Genomic DNA, 18,129 nt, shown 5'->3' with positions numbered 1-18,129 from the left:
GTCGGTTATGAGCAAAAAGCGCATCGTAATCAAAAATGGTGAGGTCTGCGGGTTTGCCGATGAGGTTTCCTTCAAAGGCCTTGAAGTGCAGGAATACAGTAAAACAAGGGTTTCGCGCATCGTGCCGACGAGCGGCATTCTAATGATTGCGTTCTATGTTATTCGCGGACTTTGTTCAGACGAGTCAAAGATTGCGGCATGGACTCGTGTTTGGCGTTGCCAGTGGAAGGTGCTGATCGACGGTAAAAGCTATGGCCCATTCAGCAGTCGTGCGGATGCTATCTCGTTCGAGAAGGACGAGATCTACAAACAAGGCAAATTCTTTGCCGATGCCACTCACGAGGCGGCAGTATGATGACACGGGCGGCTATGGCCGCTCTGTTATCCGCGTTGGTAATAGGCCTTGTGTCTGATTTGGCCGCACAAGAGCTGGTGGTAAGCCCGGTGGCTATAGACAAGTCCACTGAGGTGGAGAAAGAAGCTACCTTCCACAACCGCAAGTGGGTGTTAAGGACGGGGCAGGTTAGTGGATTCTTCATCTGCCAAGGAGATAACAAAGACATTTACTACCGGCATGACAGGGTGGGCGCTCACTGCCAGAAGACATCGACTGGGTGGCGCAATGTACTGGGTCTCAGGGACGATGTTCCGGAAGTTGAGCTGAGCGTGTACCTGGGGACCGTTGAAGGTGTCCCCGTGAAAGTCCTTCATCAGGAAGTGTATGGTTACGATCTGAAAGTGCAGTACAAGGTTGCACGTAAAGGGTCAGCAAATGAGTGAGAGTGTGCGTCGGTCAACGCCGATGGTAAAGATTAAAGTCCTGCCGAGTTTCGTAGGGGTTCCCTTCCCGTCGGTGCTACTTATCGTTGCGGGGCTCCTTAATGGCCCTTTGTGGGGCTTTGCCGCATTCGTCTTTCATATCGTCATCAAGCGGTACATCTACAGAGAATACCGGAGGTTGCCATATCCGATGCCAACCGGCTCAAGGCCTATGGATGAGTTGAGCGATCTCCTTGTAAAGGGGATACCGGAGGAATTTTTCCGGCGGCTTGACGCAGCTTGCAGCTCTGATGCGTCAGTACAAATAACCTGCCCAAAGAAATACCGGCTGCTCAAAATGTCGTTGAATCGCTATGCCAACCGCGCTGGTTGTTACCCGCAGTTCCGGGAGGGGGATGAAATAGCGATTGAGGTAACAGAGCAGAGACCAAGAAAAGCAGGAGCAGGGAAGGGCTTTCCAAGTATTCAAGATCTGAAAGCGTCAGAGGGTGTTCTGAGTGAACCGGAGCAGCCTATCGAAATTCAGAAAGATAAGCGCAAGATTATCTTGGATTGAGGTGGGTTGGAATGCGGTCATTTTTATACAGAATATTGCTTCTTTGCTTCGTCATTATCGTCCAGATAGGGCTAATCGCCATTGATGCGAGCCCGTTGGTTGTTGCTATGTTCCTCTCGCTAACAGCTTTAGTCGCTGGGGTCTGGATGGCGTACCTTCATTCCCGATTTTTGATGGCGGTGACTCCAGTAGTTGTCTCTGTGCTAATGGCGACCCTCGCCATGAAAATGTTTGAGCCGAGACTCTTTGTTTCTGCCAGCGAAAAAGGCTGGTTCCCTTTGTCATTGTTCGTCTCGATACCGTTTTACTTCTACTTGAGTTACTTGCTTGAGATAGAGGAGAAGAGACGTACATTCCGGGCCAATGTAATTGGTTTTTTGCGTGGAGTTTCGGAAGAGATCCGTCGTTCAACTAGAGAGCATAACGGCCGTTGGCTTAATGTCCACGCCGAACGTGGCAGAGTCTTACCAGAGCAAGTTCAAGGGCCGCAACGGTCTTGATAAGGTTCTGGGCGACAGTGAAACGACCCGCGTGAAGATTAACTCTGTGATCCTCGATAAACCGCACGGCGTAGCAACGATACGCTTTACTACGGTTCGCCGCGTGCGCAGCAATCCCGTTGATGATCAGCCGCAGCGCTGGATTGCCATTATGGGGTATGAATATAAATCGCTGGCGATGAATGCTGAGCAGCGTTATGTCAACCCGCTGGGTTTCCGCGTGACGAGTTATCGCGTCAACCCTGAAGTTAACTGAGGGCTGCCCCATGAAAAAACTACTTCTTTCAGCAGTCGTTTTGTCAGTCCTGGGAGGCGCGGCCACTAACGTTATGGCGCTTGAGGTTGGCCGCAATTCTCCTTATGACTATCGCATTAAAAGCGTTGTTTATAACCCTGTTAATGTGGTCAAAATTGACGCTATCGCCGGTGTGGCTACCCACATTGTTGTCGCGCCTGACGAAACCTATATCACTCATGCTTTTGGCGATTCTGAAAGCTGGACGTTTGCGCACAAAATGAACCATTTTTTTGTGAAGCCGAAACAGGCCATGAGTGATACCAACCTGGTGATCGTCACCGATAAGCGCACCTATAACATCGTCCTCCATTTCATCGGTGAAGAAACGAAGAAAAATGCAGACGGTACGGTATCAAAATCCTTTATTGAAACGCCGTGGGCTGTGCGCCAGGCCGTTCTTCAGCTGACCTATGAATATCCGTTTGAGCAGCAGGAAAAAGCCAAAAGCGCGGCTGATAAAAAACGCATTACGCAGAAGCTGAAGCAGACGGCTTTTGCGGGGGCGAAGAACTATCAGTACGTAATGAGCGAACAGCCTGAAATGCGCAGCATCCAGCCGGTTCACGTCTGGGATAACTACCGCTTTACCCGGTTTGAGTTTCCGGCCAATGCGGAGTTACCGCAGGTCTACATGATTTCGGCCAGTGGCAAAGAAACGCTGCCTAACTCTCATGTTGTGGGTGAGAACCGCAACATCATCGAGGTGGAAACCGTCGCTAAAGAGTGGCGTATTCGTCTGGGCGATAAAGTCGTTGGCGTTCGTAATAATAATTTCGCGCCGGGCGCCGGTGCGGTAGCAACCGGCACGGCTTCCCCGGATGTGCGCAGGGTTCAAATTGGGGAGGATAACTGATGGCCCGTAAAAGTGTCGATGTAGATCAGGAACTCGATGAAAACACCGGAGACGGTGAATTCGAAAGCGAGCGTGGCGGATTTAAAGGCAGTAACCGCCGTTCGGCTCCTGGTATGAAAGCCTTTGTCATACTGATGGCGCTGCTTGCTTTGGTATTCATCGGGATTACGGTCATGGGTAAAATTCGCACCCCGGCTAAAGCTGAAGCTGATAAAGACGGTGGTAAAGCGCAACAGGCCAATACACTGCCAAACTACAGCTTTAACAGCGATCCTGATGTTAATAAACCTGCAACTGCGCAGAATAGCGCCACTGATGCCCGTGCTGTGCAGGCTGCCGCACAGGCAGATGCAGATGCGGGCAGCAGCAATACCGCCGCGCGTACCTCTAATAAGCGTAAAGAACCTTCGCCTGAAGAACTGGCTATGCAGCGTCGTCTGGGCGGCGAGCTGGCCCAGACTAATCAGGCGGCTACAAGCAATAGTCCCGGAGTGCAGCCCCAGGACAACGAAACAAGCGAAGGTAGTTCAGCACTCGCTAAAAACCTGACTCCTGCAAGGCTGAAGGCTAGCCGCGCTGGAGTCATGGCTAATCCCAGCCTGACTGTTCCGAAAGGCAAAATGATCCCCTGTGGTACCGGCACCGAGCTGGATACCACTGTTCCGGGTCAGGTTTCCTGCCGGGTTTCACAGGACGTTTACTCAGCTGATGGACTCGTTAGGCTGATTGATAAAGGCTCATGGGTTGACGGGCAGATTACCGGTGGTATCAAAGACGGCCAGGCGCGCGTGTTTGTTCTCTGGGAGCGTATCCGCAATGACCAGGACGGGACAATCGTTAATATTGACAGTGCCGGAACGAACTCACTCGGCAGCGCGGGGATTCCGGGCCAGGTGGATACCCATATGTGGGAGCGTCTGCGTGGTGCGATCATGATTTCGTTGTTCTCTGACACCTTAACGGCGCTGGTTAACCAGACGCAGAGTAATAACATTCAGTACAACAGCACAGAAAACAGCGGTGAGCAGCTGGCGTCTGAAGCACTTCGCTCTTACATGTCTATCCCCCCTACCCTCTACGATCAGCAGGGTGATGCGGTGAGCATTTTTGTTGCCCGCGACCTCGATTTCAGCGGCGTTTATACGCTCGCAGACAACTAAAAAAGTGGGCGCTTAGCGCCCGCTTTTCTTCAGGAGTAATCATGACTGATGCAGCTTTCTATCAACTTGGCCCACTGCGCGAGTATTTAGAAGATCCTACTGTTTTTGAAATTCGCATTAACTGCTTTCAGGAAGTTATCTGTGATACGTTCAGCGGCCGCAGGGTTGTGCAGAACGCGGCAATTACGGCAGATTTTATTAGGAACCTTGCTAAATCGTTGGTGAGCAGCAACAAGCTGACCATGCAGGCCATTAATGACGTGATCCTGCCTGGCGGGATCAGGGGCGTTATCTGTCTGCCCCCTGCGGTGATTGACGGTACAACGGCCGTAGCGTTTCGTAAGGATTTGGCGGCCGATAAAAATCTGGAGCAGCTGACCAGCGAGGGGATTTTCAGTGACTGCCGGAAGATTACCGGCAGCAAGCAAAGCCTAACGGATGATGATTTTTTCCTTAAAGAGCTGCACAGCAGCGAAAAATGGCCCGCATTCCTGCAAACCGCCGTTGAGAAGAAACGCACTATCGTGATCTGCGGTGAAACCGGGTCGGGGAAAACGGTACTCACGCGCGCGCTGTTAAAATCGCTACATAAAGACGAGCGTGTAATTATTTTAGAGGACGTTCACGAAGTCACGGTCGATCACGTTGTAGAAGCCGTTTATATGATGTACGGCGATGCAGGAAAGATCGGCCGCGTCAGCGCCACTGATGCCCTGCGAGCCTGTATGCGTCTGACACCGGGCCGTATCATCATGACTGAGCTTAGGGATGATGCTGCGTGGGATTATCTTAAAGCACTTAATACCGGCCATCCAGGCGGTGTTATGTCAACGCACGCTAACTCTGCGCGCGATGCCTTTAACCGTATTGGGCTGCTTATCAAAGCGACCCCTATCGGCCGTATGCTCGATATGAGCGATATTATGCGAATGCTCTACTCCACCATTGACGTTGTGGTGCATATGGAAAAGCGGAAAATCAAAGAAATTTATTTTGACCCTGAATATAAAATGCAGTGTGTGAACGGGAGCCTGTAATGAAAAACTTAGCAACCTGGCTTCTGGCCGCAGCATTTACGACAGCCGCCCTGCCCGCCTTTGCGGTGGAACCATCCGTTCAGGTTGGCTACTCGCCTGAAGGAAGCGCCCGCGTTCTCGTCCTGAGCGCCATTGACTCCGCAAAAACCTCGATACGGATGATGGCTTATTCTTTTACCGCCCCGGATATTATGAAGGCACTGGTAGCAGCCAAAAAACGGGGAGTTGATGTGAAAATCGTAATTGATGAAAGGGGCAATACGGGGCGCGCCAGCATTGCGGCCATGAACTACATAGCGAACAGCGGCATCCCTTTGCGTACTGACAGTGATTTCCCTATCCAGCATGACAAGGTGATCATCGTGGATAATGTGACCGTTGAAACTGGCAGCTTTAATTTCACCAAAGCGGCCGAAACGAAAAACTCGGAGAATGCGGTGGTGATCTGGAACATGCCTAAGCTCGCTGAATCATTCCTCGAACACTGGCAAGACCGCTGGAATCGGGGGAGAGACTACCGTTCCAGCTACTGAATACTGACCGCCGAAAGGCGGTTTTTTTTGTTCAAAGAAACTGATCTCAGTATCGCGCACGGGGCAGCTGGCCAACGTCGCCGGCATCGCGCCGGCAAAAATCGAAAAACAGAAATATCAGCAAGATAGCTTAAACAGGTGTCGGGAAATTTCGTTGAGATATTTTGAAGGAATCACAGTGTAAGCAGGCGGCCTATTTCAAAAAAGGCGGCTGTACGGTAGTCACTGACTCTCTCGCAGATCTTCCCGCTCATGTACCAGTAATACCCGTCAGTGCTGACAATATCGAGCAAATACCGCATATCATAAACCGTATCGGGTATTACCTCACCCTCACCGGCCAGAACGCCGCTGGCAATAGAATGGTTCCCTCCTCGTACAAAGCCTATCCGCCAGGGCAACCACAAAGTAACGCGGTGGTTAATATCCTGTACCCACGGATTGCCCTTAGCGCTGCCTATATGGGGTCTGAGGTCCAACCATGCGAAAAACCACGTTAAGAAAGCAACCTTCTGAAAAGGCGACGTTTATCAGTTTTTTTTCCGGCCATAAAGGGGGCGGAAATTATTCCCTGCACGGGTATTCGCAAGGATTTCGGTAGTGCTCTGGCTCTGCCCCCCATAACCTGGCGGACAGAGCATGATTGGGAAAGCGGTACCCTCACGGCAGAAACGATTGACGCAGGCTATATTTCTATTATTCTGGAAATATAGATAAAGGAGGTATTATGGATTTAAACACTGCTGCAAACGCACTTCGAGAACTGGGCCACCCGACACGTCTCAGCATATACCGGGAGCTGGTCAGGGCGGGTCATGAAGGCCTGCCGGTTGGCGAACTGCAGAAGCACCTTGAGATTCCTGCCTCCACGCTCAGCCATCATCTTTCAGCGCTGATATCCGCTGGACGGCACTGTTGCAAATAGTCGGTGGTGATAAACTTATCATCCCCTTTTGCTGATGGAGCTGCACATGAACCCATTCAAAGGCCGGCATTTTCAGCGTGACATCATTCTGTGGGCCGTACGCTGGTACTGCAAATACGGCATCAGTTACCGTGAGCTGCAGGAGATGCTGGCTGAACGCGGAGTGAATGTCGATCACTCCACGATTTACCGCTGGGTTCAGCGTTATGCGCCTGAAATGGAAAAACGGCTGCGCTGGTACTGGCGTAACCCTTCCGATCTTTGCCCGTGGCACATGGATGAAACCTACGTGAAGGTCAATGGCCGCTGGGCGTATCTGTACCGGGCCGTCGACAGCCGGGGCCGCACTGTCGATTTTTATGGCACTGTTGCAAATAGTCGGTGGTGATAAACTTATCATCCCCTTTTGCTGATGGAGCTGCACATGAACCCATTCAAAGGCCGGCATTTTCAGCGTGACATCATTCTGTGGGCCGTACGCTGGTACTGCAAATACGGCATCAGTTACCGTGAGCTGCAGGAGATGCTGGCTGAACGCGGAGTGAATGTCGATCACTCCACGATTTACCGCTGGGTTCAGCGTTATGCGCCTGAAATGGAAAAACGGCTGCGCTGGTACTGGCGTAACCCTTCCGATCTTTGCCCGTGGCACATGGATGAAACCTACGTGAAGGTCAATGGCCGCTGGGCGTATCTGTACCGGGCCGTCGACAGCCGGGGCCGCACTGTCGATTTTTATGGCACTGTTGCAAATAGTCGGTGGTGATAAACTTATCATCCCCTTTTGCTGATGGAGCTGCACATGAACCCATTCAAAGGCCGGCATTTTCAGCGTGACATCATTCTGTGGGCCGTACGCTGGTACTGCAAATACGGCATCAGTTACCGTGAGCTGCAGGAGATGCTGGCTGAACGCGGAGTGAATGTCGATCACTCCACGATTTACCGCTGGGTTCAGCGTTATGCGCCTGAAATGGAAAAACGGCTGCGCTGGTACTGGCGTAACCCTTCCGATCTTTGCCCGTGGCACATGGATGAAACCTACGTGAAGGTCAATGGCCGCTGGGCGTATCTGTACCGGGCCGTCGACAGCCGGGGCCGCACTGTCGATTTTTATCTCTCCTCCCGTCGTAACAGCAAAGCTGCATACCGGTTTCTGGGTAAAATCCTCAACAACGTGAAGAAGTGGCAGATCCCGCGATTCATCAACACGGATAAAGCGCCCGCCTATGGTCGCGCGCTTGCTCTGCTCAAACGCGAAGGCCGGTGCCCGTCTGACGTTGAACACCGACAGATTAAGTACCGGAACAACGTGATTGAATGCGATCATGGCAAACTGAAACGGATAATCGGCGCCACGCTGGGATTTAAATCCATGAAGACGGCTTACGCCACCATCAAAGGTATTGAGGTGATGCGTGCACTACGCAAAGGCCAGGCCTCAGCATTTTATTATGGTGATCCCCTGGGCGAAATGCGCCTGGTAAGCAGAGTTTTTGAAATGTAAGGCCTTTGAATAAGACAAAAGGCTGCCTCATCGCTAACTTTGCAACAGTGCCGATAAAAATATATCATCATGAACAATAAAACTGTCTGCTTACATAAACAGTAATACAAGGGGTGTTATGAGCCATATTCAACGGGAAACGTCTTGCTCGAGGCCGCGATTAAATTCCAACCTGGATGCTGATTTATATGGGTATAGATGGGCTCGCGATAATGTCGGGCAATCAGGTGCGACAATCTATCGATTGTATGGGAAGCCCAATGCGCCAGAGTTGTTTCTGAAACATGGCAAAGGTAGCGTTGCCAATGATGTTACAGATGAGATGGTCAGACTAAACTGGCTGACGGCATTTATGCCTCTTCCGACCATCAAGCATTTTATCCGTACTCCTGATGATGCATGGTTACTCACCACTGCGATCCCCGGGAAAACAGCATTCCAGGTATTAGAAGAATATCCTGATTCAGGTGAAAATATTGTTGATGCGCTGGCAGTGTTCCTGCGCCGGTTGCATTCGATTCCTGTTTGTAATTGTCCTTTTAACAGCGATCGCGTATTTCGTCTCGCTCAGGCGCAATCACGAATGAATAACGGTTTGGTTGATGCTAGTGATTTTGATGACGAGCGTAATGGCTGGCCTGTTGAACAAGTCTGGAAAGAAATGCATAAGCTTTTGCCATTCTCACCGGATTCAGTCGTCACTCATGGTGATTTCTCACTTGATAACCTTATTTTTGACGAGGGGAAATTAATAGGTTGTATTGATGTTGGACGAGTCGGAATCGCAGACCGATACCAGGATCTTGCCATCCTATGGAACTGCCTCGGTGAGTTTTCTCCTTCATTACAGAAACGGCTTTTTCAAAAATATGGTATTGATAATCCTGATATGAATAAATTGCAGTTTCATTTGATGCTCGATGAGTTTTTCTGATAGTTAGTCTTTGTAGAGACACAAACCTGAAATTCCGGACACCGCGCTTGGCACTGTTGCAAATAGTCGGTGGTGATAAACTTATCATCCCCTTTTGCTGATGGAGCTGCACATGAACCCATTCAAAGGCCGGCATTTTCAGCGTGACATCATTCTGTGGGCCGTACGCTGGTACTGCAAATACGGCATCAGTTACCGTGAGCTGCAGGAGATGCTGGCTGAACGCGGAGTGAATGTCGATCACTCCACGATTTACCGCTGGGTTCAGCGTTATGCGCCTGAAATGGAAAAACGGCTGCGCTGGTACTGGCGTAACCCTTCCGATCTTTGCCCGTGGCACATGGATGAAACCTACGTGAAGGTCAATGGCCGCTGGGCGTATCTGTACCGGGCCGTCGACAGCCGGGGCCGCACTGTCGATTTTTATCTCTCCTCCCGTCGTAACAGCAAAGCTGCATACCGGTTTCTGGGTAAAATCCTCAACAACGTGAAGAAGTGGCAGATCCCGCGATTCATCAACACGGATAAAGCGCCCGCCTATGGTCGCGCGCTTGCTCTGCTCAAACGCGAAGGCCGGTGCCCGTCTGACGTTGAACACCGACAGATTAAGTACCGGAACAACGTGATTGAATGCGATCATGGCAAACTGAAACGGATAATCGGCGCCACGCTGGGATTTAAATCCATGAAGACGGCTTACGCCACCATCAAAGGTATTGAGGTGATGCGTGCACTACGCAAAGGCCAGGCCTCAGCATTTTATTATGGTGATCCCCTGGGCGAAATGCGCCTGGTAAGCAGAGTTTTTGAAATGTAAGGCCTTTGAATAAGACAAAAGGCTGCCTCATCGCTAACTTTGCAACAGTGCCGTTATCTACACGACGGGGAGTCAGGCAACTATGGATGAACGAAATAGACAGATCGCTGAGATAGGTGCCTCACTGATTAAGCATTGGTAACTGTCAGACCAAGTTTACTCATATATACTTTAGATTGATTTAAAACTTCATTTTTAATTTAAAAGGATCTAGGTGAAGATCCTTTTTGATAATCTCATGACCAAAATCCCTTAACGTGAGTTTTCGTTCCACTGAGCGTCAGACCCCGAAAACGATTTAGGAGACACCGATGAACATCAACGATGCCCTCACCTCCATCCTGGCCTCAAAAAAATACCGCGCCCTTTGCCCGGATACCGTGCGGCGCATCCTGACTGAGGAATGGGGGCGGCATAAATCCCCCAAACAGACCGTAGAGGCTGCACGCACCCGGCTGCATGGAATTTGCGGGGCATATGTCACCCCGGAATCGCTCAAGGCTGCTGCCGCCGCGCTTTCTGCGGGCGATGTAAAAAAGGCATTGTCGCTGCATGCCTCCACCAAGGAGCGACTGGCCGAGCTGGATACCCTGTACGATTTTATCTTTTCAGCCGAAACTCCCCGCCGCGTGCTGGATATCGCCTGCGGTCTTAACCCCTTGGCGCTATACGAGCGCGGCATTGCATCCGTGTGGGGCTGTGATATCCACCAGGGATTGGGGGATGTCATCACCCCCTTTGCTAGGGAAAAAGATTGGGATTTTACCTTTGCCCTGCAGGATGTGCTGTGTGCGCCGCCCGCCGAAGCCGGCGACCTGGCGCTGATTTTTAAGCTTTTGCCCCTGCTGGAGCGGGAGCAGGCCGGTTCTGCCATGGCACTTTTACAATCCCTCAATACCCCGCGCATGGCTGTCAGCTTTCCCACGCGTAGTTTAGGCGGGCGTGGAAAAGGCATGGAGGCGAACTACGCCGCATGGTTCGAGGGCGGCTTGCCCGCCGAGTTTGAGATTGAGGATAAAAAGACCATCGGAACAGAACTTATATACTTGATAAAAAAGAATGGATAAGCCAATCAGAAGGCAAATCATCTAAAAAAGAGGAACGAAAAATATTTTTCGTTCCTCTTTTGTTCTATCGAACAAGCACACTACGACTGCTGTTTTTGAAGCAGCCTTTTATAGCTCAGCTCGATGCCCAACGCCCCCAGCGGCGCTGTAAGTATAATGGCAAGAACCGCCACCGCAAGTATGGTTTCCCCACTGCCAAGCCCCATCGCCAGCGGAATAGCGCCGATTGCAGCCTGCACCGTTGCCTTGGGCAGATAGGCAATCATGCAGAACAGGCGCTCCTTCCGGGATAGGTCTGTACCCAGCGTACTCATCCACACGCCCAGCATGCGAAACAGCAGCGCAGCTGTGATCAGCAGCATGCCGCTTAGCCCGGCGGAGAAAAGGTAACGGATGTTGACCGTTGCACCCACCAGCACAAACAGCCAGATTTCTGCCGCCACCCAAAGCTTTGAAAATTTGCCGGATATACGCTTTGCAACCGGGGCGTTGGTTTTTAAAAGGGTGACGCCCATCCCCATCACCGCCAGCAATCCGGAAAATAGCGCCCTTTCGCCCAGGGTTTTCTCCAACGCAACCAGCGCAAAGGATGCGCCCAGCAGCAGGAGCACCTTGATCGTATCACGCATATGTACCCGCTTAAAAAGGGCTGCCGGCCGGCAAGGTGCTGTGCACGGATCTGCCCTGGCAGGGCATCAACGAAGACCAGAACCTGGGCATCGCCATCACCCGCCGTGCGCTGGAAGCCCCGCTGCGCGCCATCGTGGCCAACGCCGGTGAAGAACCGAGCGTGATCGTGGCCAACGTCAAGGCCGGCGAAGGCAGCTACGGCTACAACGCCGCCACCGGCGAGTTCGGCGACATGATCGCCATGGGCATCCTGGACCCGACCAAGGTGACCCGCTCGGCCCTGCAGCACGCCGCTTCCGTCGCCGGCCTTGCGATCACGACCGAAGTGGTCGTGGCCGAAGTGCCGAAGAAGGAAGAGCCGGCCATGCCGGGTGCTGGCGGTATGGGCGGCATGGGCGGCATGGATTTCTGATCCGGTTGGCCCGGTCGTCAGGGAACCGGACCGCGCCAGCGCGGTCCGATCCCGGCAACGACCCGACATCAAGGCCCCAAGGACGGGGCCGGAGCCCGGCAGCGATGCCGGGCTTTTTGTTGTGCCCGCGCCGCGGCAATGTCTGACGCGAAGATCAGAACGCACCGATACGAACGTGCGAACACAGGCGCAACACTGAGCAGCCGTCCCCGCACCGGAGCGCTGCGTGCCGCGCCTCGCCACATCCCGGCGGCAAGCCGCGGGATGCGCGCCACTGCCGTCCGCCCACACCGGTTCGCGGTACGCGCGCCACGCGCCCGAGCGCACGCTGCTGTACGCGTTGGTAGAGGCGCACTACCCGGACTTCATTGCACGGATCGAAGCGGAGGGCCGCTCGCTGCCCGGGTATGTCCGCGAGGCGTTCGATGCCTACCTGCGTTGCGGCGTACTCGAGCACGGCTTCCTGCGGGTGGTGTGCGAGCACTGCCGTGCAGAGAGGCTGGTGGCCTTCTCCTGCAAGAAGCGCGGGTTCTGCCCGAGTTGCGGCGCGCGACGCATGGCCGAGAGTGCGCGGCACCTGGTCGAGGAGGTGTTCGGCCCGCGGCCTGTGCGGCAATGGGTGCTGAGCTTTCCGTACCCCTTGCGTTTCCTGTTCGCCAGCAAGCCAGAAGCCATTGGCCCGGTGCTGGGCATCGTGCAGCGCGTGATCGCCGGCTGGTTGGCCGATCAAGCCGGCATCGACCGCGCCAGCGCCCAGTGCGGCGCGGTGACGCTGATCCAGCGTTTCGGCAGCGCGCTGAACCTGAACATCCACTTCCACATGCTGTGGCTCGACGGCGTGTACGTGGAAGCCACCGAGCTGCCGCGGCGCGAACTGCGCCTGCACCGCGCCCGTGCGCCCACCACCGCGCAGTTGACCCAGCTGGCAGCTACCATCGCGCACCGGGTGTGTCGGCACCTGACGCGCAAAGGCTGGCTCGAAGGGGAGGGCGAATCGGCCTTCCTGGCAGACAGCGCTGCAGGCGACGACAGCATGGATGGGCTGCGGATGAGTTCGATCACCTACCGCATCGCCACCGGCCGCGACGCTGGCTGCAAGGTCGTCACGCTGCAAACGCTGCCCGGTGACGCCGGTTCGCTGGAGGGCGAAGCCGGCAAGGTCGGCGGCTTCTCACTGCATGCCGGCGTGGCGGCCGAAGCACACGAAAGCCACAAGCGGGAAAAGCTGTGCCGCTACATCACGCGCCCGGCGATCAGCGAGAAGCGGCTGTCGATAGCGCTCCAGGGCAGGGTGCGTTACCAGCTCAAGACCCCGTGGCGCAATGGCACCACGCATGTGGAATGGGATCCGGTGGATTTCATCGCCAAGCTGGCGGCGCTGGTCCCGCCACCTCGCGCGCATCTCACCCGCTTCCACGGCGTATTCGCCCCGAATGCAAACCTGCGTGCGCAGCTGACGCCCTCGGGGCGCGGCAAGCGGCCTGCGGGCGATGCGGCGCCAGTGGACGTCAGCGCCCACGACGCGCCGCGCAGCCCCGAGGAGAAGCGCCGTGCGATGAGCTGGGCGCAACGGCTCAAGCGGGTCTTTTCCATCGACGTCACCGCCTGCGTCCACTGCGGTGGCACCGTGCGGATCGTCGCCAGCATCGAGGAACCCACCGCCATCCGCGCCATCCTCGCCCACTTCGAGAAGCACGGCGCGCGGGAAGAAGCGCACTACAGGCCCGCAGCGCGCGCGCCGCCAGTGCAAGCCGCGTGACGATCTGCCGGCTGCACAGCCGACGGCGAAACCGGAATCCGAGCCGATGCGGCCACGATCCGCAGGGCGGCGCTCGGCCCGCTGTCGGGAATCAGCGAAGCATGGCTGCTGACAACGCCGCTGCGTGGCCCCGCGATGCCGAAATCCCACTCACAGACGTCCGATCCGTGCCCAAAACGGGGCTTGCGCGACCGCCGCCTACCCAGCAGACTGCCCGAAAAGGGCGTTTGAACTTCCTATACGCAAGGAACGTCTCGCCTGCCAAATCGGGCCATGTGACGGCTGACCGCTTGGCGAGCGGATGCCGTTCCGGTAGCACCGCCAAGAGCGGTTCGGTCCATGTGCGACGGGAATGGCAGTCGGGTGGTTGGGGCGTGCCCGCGACGAACGCCACGTCCAACCTGCCGGCGCGAAGCTGCACCACCGCTTCACGGGCCGGGCCTTCGGCGATCTCGACTTCAACATCGGGGTAATCCTTGCGGTATTGGCCGATCAGCTTTGCGAGGAAGCTATGCGGAATCAGGGCATGGATACCGATACGAAGCCGGCCGCTTTCTCCGGCTGCCGCCATGCCGGCGGTTTTCACCGCATGGTCGAGTTGGTCAATACCTACGGCTATCCGCTCGACGAAATGGCGTCCGGCCTCGGTCAGCCGAACGCCGCGCGCATGACGCTCGAACAAGAGGATGCCGAGGTCTTCTTCCAGTGCCTTCACGCGGGCGCTGACGCTGGACTGTGCAACGCCGAGCGCGTTGGCGGCGTGACGGAAGTTGAGATATTCGGCGACAGCGAGAGTGTGAACTAAGGTCATCATTGGCACTCGCCCCGAAAGGAGATGATTGCTCAACAGATTTAATCCGTCATTTCTCCTAAGTCTACGCATGCCAAATCGCCATGACTAAATCACAATGAAGTTGCGAATGGTCTGCGTAGTATTGGCAGACATATTAAATAGAGGATCGCGCCGACAATCCAAACCCAACCGTTCCATGCCCCGGCGGTGGCAGAATAGAGTGCTGTGAAGCCAAGCGGTCCTGCGATAGAGCTTAGATTGGTGAGGCTCGTTAGCGTTCCTTGCAAAGCCCCTTGCTTGTTACTGCTGACATTGTTTGAGAGCATTGCCTGCAAGGCCGGCATGCCAACACCCCCGGCGGCAAGCAGCAACAGAATCGGGAACACCATCCATCCCTGCGTGGCAAAAGCCAGAAGAACGAAGCCAGTCGCATCCGCAGCCATGCCAAACAGCAGCGTGCGCCGCTCTCCAAGCCGGCTTGAAAGCGGGCCGGTAACAAACGCTTGGAAGATCGCATGTGTTGCCCCAAACGCCGCGAGCGACAAACCAACGGTCGCGGTGTTCCACTGAAAACGGTCCTCGCCATATATGACCCATAGGGCTGCAGGCACTTGGCCGATCAGTTGAATAATGAAGAAAACTGCGAAAAGCGCACCTAGCCCGCGCAATGCATCATCCAGCCGTAACAGAACGAATGGTTTGATGCGAACCGGCTTTCCGGTCCCGCCATGGCTGTGATGAGTCTCCTTGAGGAAAATGCAGGCAAGCAGGAACGCGAACCCGTTGAGAAGGGCGGCGGCGATAAACGGGGCATGAGCAGAGATACCACCGAGCATGCCACCAAGTGCTGGCCCGGCAATCATGCCCGCCCCATAACAGGCCCCCATGTAGCCGAACCAGCGTGCGCGAGAACCTTCCCCCGTCGAATCGGCAATGGTTGAGGCTGCTACAGCTCCGGTTGCGCCCGTGACGCCGGACACGAGTCGGCCGATATAGAGCACCCATAAGACCGGCGCTGATGCCATAATCGTGTAATCGACTGCGGCTCCTGCAAGAGAAGCCAGAAGTACCGGACGCCGACCGTAAGAATCCGAAAGCTGTCCAAGCATGGGCGCGAAGACGACCTGCATCAATGCATAGAGCGACAGCAAGGCACCATAGTGTCCAGCGACCTGCTCTGCTGGCACAAGCTCACGCAGAAGCGTCGGAAGGACGGGCATGATGAGGCCGAGACCCATGGCGTCAAGACCCACGATCAGCAGGGCAATGATGGCAGAGCTGCGCACCTGAAACTCCAGCGCCGCTCAATGGAGCGACTTTATCAACGATAAGGAGATGGACATATAACTTATCGGTGATAAATTGTCAAGCACTGGCGAAGGAACGTGAATGACCAAACTGGACAAGGGCACCGTGATCGCGGCGGCGCTAGAGCTGTTGAACGAGGTTGGCATGGACAGCCTGACGACGCGGAAGCTCGCTGAACGCCTCAAGGTTCAGCAGCCTGCGCTTTACTGGCATTTCCAGAACAAGCGAGCGCTGCTTGATGCGCTCGCCGAGGCGATGCTGGCGGAACGCCATACCCGCTCGCTACCCGAAGAGAATGAGGACTGGCGGGTGTTCCTGAAAGAGAATGCCCTGAGCTTCAGAACGGCGTTGCTCTCTTATCGGGACGGCGCGCGTATCCATGCCGGCACTCGACCGACAGAACCGAATTTTGGCACCGCCGAGACGCAAATACGCTTTCTCTGCGCGGAGGGCTTTTGTCCGAAGCGCGCCGTTTGGGCGCTCCGGGCGGTCAGTCACTATGTGGTCGGTTCCGTTCTCGAGCAGCAGGCATCTGATGCCGATGAGAGAGTTCCGGACAGGCCAGATGTGTCCGAGCAAGCACCGTCGTCCTTCCTGCACGATCTGTTTCACGAGTTGGAAACAGACGGCATGGATGCTGCGTTCAACTTCGGACTCGACAGCCTCATCGCTGGTTTCGAGCGGCTGCGTTCATCTACAACAGATTAGAGGCTTATGCCCCTTTGCCGCCCCAACTGCCACGACACCGATCCGCTTTGCACGATGCCCATGACCTCACGGCCGAGCTGGCGGTCGATGACCGGCCGCCACGGGACAAGGGAAATGAGCGGTATCTTGCCAGACAGGATACCGCCATTCACGAGGTTTCGAAGATTATTGCGCCGCATCGGAGCGGGCTTGCTTCCAGTCGTCGGCTAGACGACTGGCGACTTCTCGGTGGCAGCATCACGGGATCGAAGGAGCGCCAGCCCCAACGACACCAGCACTGCCATTGCCGTGGCGTAACAAATCACGGGCCACGCTGTATCGCCGTTTAACAGCGTCACCGCCAATGTCCCGACGATACTGACTATCAGGCTTTGGATGCAGAAGTAGAACGCAACCGCTGATCCAGCGATGTCGTCGAACTGCGCAAGTGCGCCGTTGGCGGTAACGGACACCGTGAAGACAATGCCGACCGCGACAACCCACATCGGCAGGATGAAGCTGAAAAATGACGGCGATCCGAAAAGTTGGCCGATCCCCAACAGGATCGCGCCGGAAACGAGCAACGCCATCCCGCGCGCTACGCATCCCGCGATACCCCATTTGGCAACGAAGGACTTTGCGAAGCGGGTTGTCGTGACCATGACCAGCGCGACAGTCGCGAAGGCCAAGCTAAATCCGATCTCGGAATAGCCGGCTTGGCCTATGAGAACACGGGGGGCTGTCGAGAAGAAAACGAAGAATGTGCCCATGCCGGCACTAAATCCGACCGTGTAAACCCAAAAGGCCGGACTCGCGAAGATCGGCAAAACAGATCGTTGCGTTCTGGCCTGATCCAACGGTCGGGTTTCATGCCACCTGAAACTGGCGTTTAAGAGTGCGAGCGAAGCCAGTGCAGCCAGTGTGATGAAGATCGCCTGCCATCCCCAAAACTCGCCGATCAGCGCACCGGCTATAGGGCCGAGCGCAGGCACGAACGCCAGCATCGAACTGAAAAGGCCGTAGATGACGGCACCTTCGGGACGATTGGCATATACGTCGCGCACGGTCGCGAAGGTGGCCACCAGCATGGCCGATGCTCCAACAGCCTGAACCAGACGAAACGCAACAAAGGCTAATGCAGTTGAAGAACAAGCCGCTCCCAGAGACGCAGCAACGAAAGCCGTTGCGCCTACAAGCAGGATCGGCCGTCGCCCGACGCGATCGGAGAGTGGCCCAAAGATCACTTGGCCCACACCGAGCATCACCATGTAGAGGCTCAACGTGAGTTGGATTATGGATGGAGTCGTGTTCAGGACGCCCGGCATCGCCGGAACGACTGGAAGATAAATATCCATCGCCAGCGAGGCGAGGATGTCGAAGGGAGCCATAAGCAGCAAGGCTGCCGGCAGCGTATAGGCCCACGCGGGGCGTGTGGTGGTCATGACGAATCAACCTCTCGATTAAGGATACCGGGCAGCGTCTGCTCGTCAGCAATCAGATGGGATTGGTCTTACAGAGCGCCGCAACAACAATTCTGATGTTGCGGCTTACTTGTCTGCTGACTTGGAATTTC

20 protein-coding genes and 6 pseudogenes are annotated in these 18,129 nt (G+C 55.1%); 20 read left to right on the top strand and 6 right to left on the bottom strand.

Features of this window, described 5'->3' with window-relative positions; all coding sequences use genetic code 11:
- Positions 1–7: 7 nt before the first annotated feature.
- From P3L40_RS24710 to P3L40_RS24670, 9 genes are read left to right on the top strand one after another with little or no spacing between them, the layout of a single operon-like run.
- Positions 8–355 carry a hypothetical protein gene (locus P3L40_RS24710; RefSeq protein ID WP_000039129.1) on the top strand — a complete coding sequence of 116 codons (348 nt, stop codon included), beginning with the start codon at positions 8–10 and terminating at the stop codon, positions 353–355.
- Positions 352–780 (top strand): hypothetical protein, encoded by a 429-nt coding sequence (locus P3L40_RS24705; RefSeq protein ID WP_014342202.1) that lies wholly within the window; start codon positions 352–354, stop codon positions 778–780. The genes P3L40_RS24710 and P3L40_RS24705 overlap by 4 nt, the downstream gene beginning before the upstream one ends.
- The gene (locus tag P3L40_RS24700) at positions 773–1,336 is read left to right on the top strand and encodes a hypothetical protein (RefSeq protein WP_000004673.1); all 564 of its coding nucleotides are present in this window, start codon (positions 773–775) and stop codon (positions 1,334–1,336) included. The genes P3L40_RS24705 and P3L40_RS24700 overlap by 8 nt, the downstream gene beginning before the upstream one ends.
- Positions 1,337–1,347: 11 nt before the next feature.
- On the top strand, positions 1,348–1,836 hold the full coding sequence (locus tag P3L40_RS24695; RefSeq protein ID WP_001256127.1) for a hypothetical protein: 489 nt from the start codon (positions 1,348–1,350) through the stop codon (positions 1,834–1,836).
- Entirely contained in the window at positions 1,775–2,092 is a 318-nt protein-coding gene (locus P3L40_RS24690) for a type IV secretion system protein (protein ID WP_011742556.1), read from the top strand. The genes P3L40_RS24695 and P3L40_RS24690 overlap by 62 nt, the downstream gene beginning before the upstream one ends.
- 10 nt (positions 2,093–2,102) lie before the next feature.
- The gene (locus P3L40_RS24685) at positions 2,103–2,987 is read left to right on the top strand and encodes a TrbG/VirB9 family P-type conjugative transfer protein (RefSeq protein WP_000735066.1); all 885 of its coding nucleotides are present in this window, start codon (positions 2,103–2,105) and stop codon (positions 2,985–2,987) included.
- Complete coding sequence (gene virB10, locus P3L40_RS24680; protein ID WP_000101710.1) at positions 2,987–4,147, top strand: type IV secretion system protein VirB10; 1,161 nt, start codon at positions 2,987–2,989, stop codon at positions 4,145–4,147. Before P3L40_RS24685 ends, virB10 begins: the two co-directional genes overlap by 1 nt.
- A gap of 41 nt (positions 4,148–4,188) precedes the next feature.
- On the top strand, positions 4,189–5,184 hold the full coding sequence (locus P3L40_RS24675; RefSeq protein WP_000128596.1) for an ATPase, T2SS/T4P/T4SS family: 996 nt from the start codon (positions 4,189–4,191) through the stop codon (positions 5,182–5,184).
- Positions 5,184–5,717, top strand: a complete 534-nt coding sequence (locus P3L40_RS24670) for a phospholipase D family protein (protein WP_000792636.1) — start codon at positions 5,184–5,186, stop codon at positions 5,715–5,717. The genes P3L40_RS24675 and P3L40_RS24670 overlap by 1 nt, the downstream gene beginning before the upstream one ends.
- Positions 5,718–5,890: 173 nt before the next feature.
- On the opposite strand, the gene P3L40_RS24665 is transcribed toward P3L40_RS24670, so the two are convergent.
- Positions 5,891–6,196, bottom strand: coding sequence for a DUF6710 family protein (locus P3L40_RS24665; protein ID WP_011742557.1), 306 nt, complete (start codon positions 6,194–6,196; stop codon positions 5,891–5,893).
- Positions 6,197–6,444: 248 nt separating this feature from the next.
- Here P3L40_RS24665 and P3L40_RS24660 point away from each other — a divergent pair.
- From P3L40_RS24660 to P3L40_RS24625, 8 genes and pseudogenes are all read left to right on the top strand, one after another.
- A pseudogene (locus P3L40_RS24660) lies at positions 6,445–6,624 on the top strand (ArsR/SmtB family transcription factor); the annotation flags it as partial.
- Between the two features lie 64 nt (positions 6,625–6,688).
- A pseudogene (locus P3L40_RS24655) lies at positions 6,689–7,003 on the top strand (IS6-like element IS26 family transposase); the annotation flags it as partial.
- 63 nt (positions 7,004–7,066) lie between these two features.
- Positions 7,067–7,381: pseudogene (locus P3L40_RS24650) on the top strand (IS6-like element IS26 family transposase); the annotation flags it as partial.
- A 63-nt stretch (positions 7,382–7,444) separates the two neighbouring features.
- The gene (locus tag P3L40_RS24645) at positions 7,445–8,149 is read left to right on the top strand and encodes an IS6-like element IS26 family transposase (RefSeq protein ID WP_001067855.1); all 705 of its coding nucleotides are present in this window, start codon (positions 7,445–7,447) and stop codon (positions 8,147–8,149) included.
- Positions 8,150–8,267: 118 nt separating this feature from the next.
- Positions 8,268–9,083, top strand: coding sequence for an aminoglycoside O-phosphotransferase APH(3')-Ia (locus P3L40_RS24640; protein WP_000018326.1), 816 nt, complete (start codon positions 8,268–8,270; stop codon positions 9,081–9,083).
- Positions 9,084–9,195: 112 nt separating this feature from the next.
- Positions 9,196–9,900 carry an IS6-like element IS26 family transposase gene (locus P3L40_RS24635; RefSeq protein ID WP_001067855.1) on the top strand — a complete coding sequence of 235 codons (705 nt, stop codon included), beginning with the start codon at positions 9,196–9,198 and terminating at the stop codon, positions 9,898–9,900.
- A 52-nt stretch (positions 9,901–9,952) separates the two neighbouring features.
- Positions 9,953–10,042 (top strand): annotated as a pseudogene (locus tag P3L40_RS24630) (class A beta-lactamase); the annotation flags it as partial.
- A 169-nt stretch (positions 10,043–10,211) separates the two neighbouring features.
- Positions 10,212–10,967 (top strand): 16S rRNA (guanine(1405)-N(7))-methyltransferase RmtB1, encoded by a 756-nt coding sequence (locus P3L40_RS24625; protein WP_012372818.1) that lies wholly within the window; start codon positions 10,212–10,214, stop codon positions 10,965–10,967.
- Between the two features lie 80 nt (positions 10,968–11,047).
- Here P3L40_RS24625 and P3L40_RS24620 read toward each other — a convergent pair whose 3' ends face one another.
- Positions 11,048–11,596, bottom strand: coding sequence for a cation:proton antiporter (locus P3L40_RS24620; RefSeq protein WP_014342204.1), 549 nt, complete (start codon positions 11,594–11,596; stop codon positions 11,048–11,050).
- A 59-nt stretch (positions 11,597–11,655) separates the two neighbouring features.
- On the opposite strand from P3L40_RS24620, the pseudogene P3L40_RS24615 reads away from it, so the two are divergent.
- Positions 11,656–12,009: pseudogene (locus P3L40_RS24615) on the top strand (TCP-1/cpn60 chaperonin family protein); the annotation flags it as partial.
- A gap of 274 nt (positions 12,010–12,283) precedes the next feature.
- Entirely contained in the window at positions 12,284–13,768 is a 1,485-nt protein-coding gene (locus tag P3L40_RS24610) for an IS91 family transposase (protein ID WP_015389030.1), read from the top strand.
- Between the two features lie 91 nt (positions 13,769–13,859).
- Here the strand turns inward: P3L40_RS24610 and P3L40_RS24605 are convergent, their stop codons facing one another.
- Together P3L40_RS24605 and tet(G) are read right to left on the bottom strand one after the other, a co-directional pair.
- Positions 13,860–14,651 carry a LysR family transcriptional regulator gene (locus tag P3L40_RS24605; RefSeq protein WP_001253717.1) on the bottom strand — a complete coding sequence of 264 codons (792 nt, stop codon included), beginning with the start codon at positions 14,649–14,651 and terminating at the stop codon, positions 13,860–13,862.
- A 20-nt stretch (positions 14,652–14,671) separates the two neighbouring features.
- Entirely contained in the window at positions 14,672–15,847 is a 1,176-nt protein-coding gene (gene tet(G) / locus P3L40_RS24600; RefSeq protein WP_001257840.1) for a tetracycline efflux MFS transporter Tet(G), read from the bottom strand.
- A gap of 103 nt (positions 15,848–15,950) precedes the next feature.
- Between tet(G) and tetR(G) the strand changes: the two genes are divergently transcribed.
- Positions 15,951–16,577: a tetracycline resistance transcriptional repressor TetR(G) gene (tetR(G), locus tag P3L40_RS24595; RefSeq protein ID WP_000163574.1), complete on the top strand. Its 627-nt coding sequence runs from the start codon at positions 15,951–15,953 to the stop codon at positions 16,575–16,577.
- Here the strand turns inward: tetR(G) and P3L40_RS24590 are convergent.
- Positions 16,574–16,690, bottom strand: a pseudogene (locus P3L40_RS24590) (DUF3363 domain-containing protein); the annotation flags it as partial. The gene tetR(G) and the pseudogene P3L40_RS24590 sit on opposite strands and share 4 nt — an antisense overlap.
- A gap of 93 nt (positions 16,691–16,783) precedes the next feature.
- Positions 16,784–17,998, bottom strand: a complete 1,215-nt coding sequence (locus P3L40_RS24585) for a chloramphenicol/florfenicol efflux MFS transporter FloR2 (protein ID WP_000214125.1) — start codon at positions 17,996–17,998, stop codon at positions 16,784–16,786.
- Positions 17,999–18,129 lie beyond the last annotated feature (131 nt).

The organism is Providencia sp. PROV040 (assembly GCF_032706145.1).
Classification (GTDB): domain Bacteria; phylum Pseudomonadota; class Gammaproteobacteria; order Enterobacterales; family Enterobacteriaceae; genus Providencia; species Providencia hangzhouensis.
The sequence above is the reverse complement of the archived record's forward strand: the minus strand, read 5'-3'. Positions and strand labels throughout refer to the sequence as shown.